Consider the following 3,816-nt stretch of genomic DNA (forward strand, 5'->3'; position numbering starts at 1 on the left):
TCAAGCTTCTCCAACGCACTGGCAAGCGCCAAAGGATTCCCCGTGATTTCAGCCGAACCCAAGTCAGCAGAATACTCCCTGGTGCGGGAAATCGCAAACTGGATTAGCGCCGCCGCAATCGGAGCCAAAACGATAAGAAACAAGGAACCCAAAGCGTTTCCCCCTCGGCGGTCATCGCGGGTGACAGGGCCGTAGAGCGCTCCAAAAGTGAGAATCCGCCCCGCAAAGGTAATCGCTCCCGCAATAGTCCCTGCAACCGCCTGAGTGAGAGTGTCGCGGTTTTTGACGTGGGTAAGTTCGTGAGCCAAAACACCTTCAAGTTCTTCGCGGGAAAGCAATTCCATAATCCCTTGAGTCACTGCCACAGAAGCATGATCCGGATCTCGTCCGGTTGCAAAAGCATTGGGAGATTTGGTTGGCACTACAAACAGCTTGGGCATGGGAATCCCGGCTTTTTGGCTCAGGGAAGCCACCATATCGTAGAGTTCTGGAGCCTCTTGACGGGCAATCGGTTGAGCGCGATACGCCATCAAGGCGGCTTGGTCAGAGTAATACCAAGAACTAAAACTACTGAATGCCGCAAAAGCCAGACCTAGATATAGCCCCTGCTCGTTGCCTACCAAATAATAGCCACCCAGAACCAGAAGACCGCTGAGGAGTCCCAGCAATGCTGCTGTCTTAATTTGATTTCCAAACATGATGATTAGAAAGCAGTTGTTGAAGATTTTCTTTATTTGTTCTTAAGGTCTCAGATTCTGGAGTGTCTAGGCTCTATCTCATGTATGAAACTTGCCTCTTCCGGCTGGTAGGGAAATGGGTAAGAAGCTTCATGTCTTTTTAGGTGGTAGCGATCGCGATTACCCAATGAGCCTTTTTATACCCCGCATCATTGCTTGTAATGGAACTTCCCATAAGTGTTCCCAACCCCAAATATATTGTAGATACCGGGGAAAACCTAGAAATCTTAATTGAAAATTATCAGGATTTACGGTTCTTGAATATTGTAGATATCTACTTGTCAAACGCTCAGTAACTGATTTTTCTTCTCTACTCATGAGCTGATATTCGCTGCGCTCAAATTTAGAAATGGGTAGATTTTGTACTTCTTGTAAAATCAACGAAGGGATTGGGAAATTTAGGATTTCATGTAATTTCGTGAGTATATTTTGTAATGGCAAAATTAAGCGGTACTTCTGTGCCTGTGTTATCAGTCGGTTCCAATCAATTTCTGACTGGTATGAGTTGAGAAGTATTGCGGCATCCGCTAGCCGAGTAACTGGAAAAACAAAATTACTCATTCCTCCATATACACAAACGTATAATAACTGCTCGGTAGGATTTAAAACATAAGTTGAGAAGTCATCCAGCTTGGTTAATATCGCACTATCCCAGAAATCTTTTTCTGCGTCTTCTTGAAAAGCATCTGCAAACAAATGCCAGCGAAGATAAAAGTATTGTTTTGATTTATTTTCAAACCTCAAATTATGGGGAAATCGTGCAATTGTATTCGGGATTTTTCCTTTAGCTATCCAGCCAATATTAGTCAATAAGTTTATAGTTTTCAATACGTCTGCTGGATGAACTAAAAATTCTATATTATGTATCATCCGCAACCCTTTATCTTGATAATAATGCAGATTTAAGGCTATATCTTTCAGCAGCATTATTTCGATACCAGCATTCTGAACAGAACGAATAACATCTGCAATTTTTTCCAACAAAACTTGATTCTCACACCAAGTTCGTCGGTAAACCCCTTTCAGTCTTGCCATATGCAGATCTGTCACGCTATGTGCAGATAAGTTGCGATAAAGTAAAGGTAGCAACCGATAGGATTCTACATCGAGAGTCTCAATATCGGCAGATGATTTCCATTTATGCCAGGAGTTGATCGCTTCTTCTCCCTGTAAAAGTGCTGCCCGTAAAAGCAATTTCTGCTCAGAATCAGGGCAGCTAAAGCTATAATGATTTTCTGAATTTAGATTATGCATTTCAGCTAATTTAGTATTTTTTAGAAGCGTCCTTTCATAATTAATTAAGGTACTTTCATGCCTGGAATGTTTACTCTAATTTTGTAAACAGAAGTACCAGCAGTAATGTAAAGACTCTGCAAATTATCATCTCCCCAAGCACAATTAGCTGGCACCTCTGGGGTAACAATTGTTCCTAAATGATTCCCTGCTGGATCGAAAACCCACACCCCTCCTGCACCTGTGCAGTAGATATGTCCTTGCACGTCTACTTTCATCCCATCAGGTAAACCAGGTTTTTTCCCATTAATCTTATAAAAGATGCAGCTATTAGCAAGTTTACCGTCAGCTTGAACGTCGAACACGCGAATATGACGGCGTTCAGAATCGTCGATATAAAGCTTTTTTTCATCCGGTGAAAATGCTAGTCCATTGGGTTTATCAAAATCGTCGGCTACGACAATAATTTCTTTGCCATCAGGCGAGAGGCGGTAAACCCCCTGGATTGGTTGTTCCTGCTGTTCGGGTTTGATGCCATAAGGCGGATCTGTGAAGTAGATAGAACCGTCACTTTTCACGACAATATCATTAGGACTATTCAGTTTATTACCTTGAAATTTATCAGCTAAGACGGTAATTGAACCATCTTTTTCGGTGCGGGTGACGCGGCGCGTTCCGTGTTCACAAGCAATGAGTCGTCCCTGTTTATCTCTAGTCAAACCGTTGGAATTACGACTAGGCTCTCTAAAGACTTTTACCTCACTCTTGGGAGTCAGTTTAAAGATTTTGTTAGCCGGAATATCACTAAAGAGGAGATATTTTTCTTCAGCAAACCAAATAGGACCTTCTGTAAATTCAAATCCCGTAGCCACACGCTCAACAGTTGCATTTTTAGGGAAAAGACTTTTAAAGGCTTGACATTTTGCCTCCAGTTCCCCTGTAAACAATTCTTCTTTTAATTTTCTTTTTATCCATTTCGCAATACGCACCATTTGACTTTCTTTAAAATAACAACACTTTTTTACTGATTCAGAGATTCGGCATAACGATGATTATATAATGACAACCCAGCATCAATTTTGAGAATGGTTCCAGTAGTAAACTTTGAAAAATAGTCAGAAGCTAGGTAAACAGCAGCACGACCAATATAACCAGGATTAATTGAACTGTTATCCAGCGGAGTATAGCTGTGAAAAAGTGAATTTCCTTGCTCATCTTCCGCTACCCAACCGGGAGCGATTCCGTTAACTCTTATCCCAGAAGTTGCCAATTCTAGAGCCAATTCTTTGATAATCATTCCTATCGCAGCTTTTGAGGAGCTGTAACTAGGCCAACGTACAAGTTCCCATTGGTGAATAGACGTGATATATATAATTGAGCCATGAGTGCGATGATTAACCATCATTTGAGAAATAAGCTTTGTGAGGTACATTGGCCCGAAAACATTGGTATTAAAGGTTTTATGCCATTCTCCTAAATCAAGGTCTTTGCTCTGGCTTGTCTCAAATTGGATTCCCACATTGTTGACAAGAATATCAATATTTATTTTGTTTTCTACTAAATAATTAGATAAATAATCGTTATCTTCCTTCTTGGAAACGTCTGATACCAAACCTATTGATTTAACTGGATAGCAGCTCAATTCTTTTTCTAAATTTTCACATCCTTCCCGAACTAGGTCAGTGAAGAAAATGTTTGCGCCTTGTTTGGCCATTTCAAGAGCAATACTTCTTCCAATATTTCTGGCTGCTCCAGTTATCAGAACATTTTTTCCAGCTAAAAGCTGATTATCGATAACTACCGAAGGCTCTGTTGCTGGTTTTGTAACTACCAACTTTGGAGCTGT

The 3,816-nt window shown here is 41.1% G+C and carries 4 protein-coding genes; all 4 read right to left on the reverse strand.

All coding sequences use genetic code 11. From position 1 onward, the window contains the following. Positions 1-698: M48 family metalloprotease (locus H6F50_RS25080; RefSeq protein WP_190430780.1), on the reverse strand; the 698-nt coding region annotated here is incomplete at its 3' end. A gap of 159 nt (positions 699-857) precedes the next feature. Next, positions 858-1,991, reverse strand: coding sequence for a nucleotidyltransferase family protein (locus H6F50_RS25085; RefSeq protein ID WP_190430781.1), 1,134 nt, complete (start codon positions 1,989-1,991; stop codon positions 858-860). Between the two features lie 44 nt (positions 1,992-2,035). Further along, a complete protein-coding gene (locus tag H6F50_RS25090) occupies positions 2,036-2,962 on the reverse strand; it encodes an SMP-30/gluconolactonase/LRE family protein (protein WP_190430782.1) in 927 nt (308 codons plus the stop codon). A 29-nt stretch (positions 2,963-2,991) separates the two neighbouring features. Next, the coding region (locus H6F50_RS25095; RefSeq protein WP_206754850.1) for an SDR family oxidoreductase at positions 2,992-3,816 on the reverse strand (825 nt) is incomplete at its 5' end.

Origin of the sequence: Coleofasciculus sp. FACHB-712 (assembly GCF_014695635.1) — a bacterium.
Lineage (GTDB): Bacteria > Cyanobacteriota > Cyanobacteriia > Cyanobacteriales > FACHB-T130 > FACHB-T130.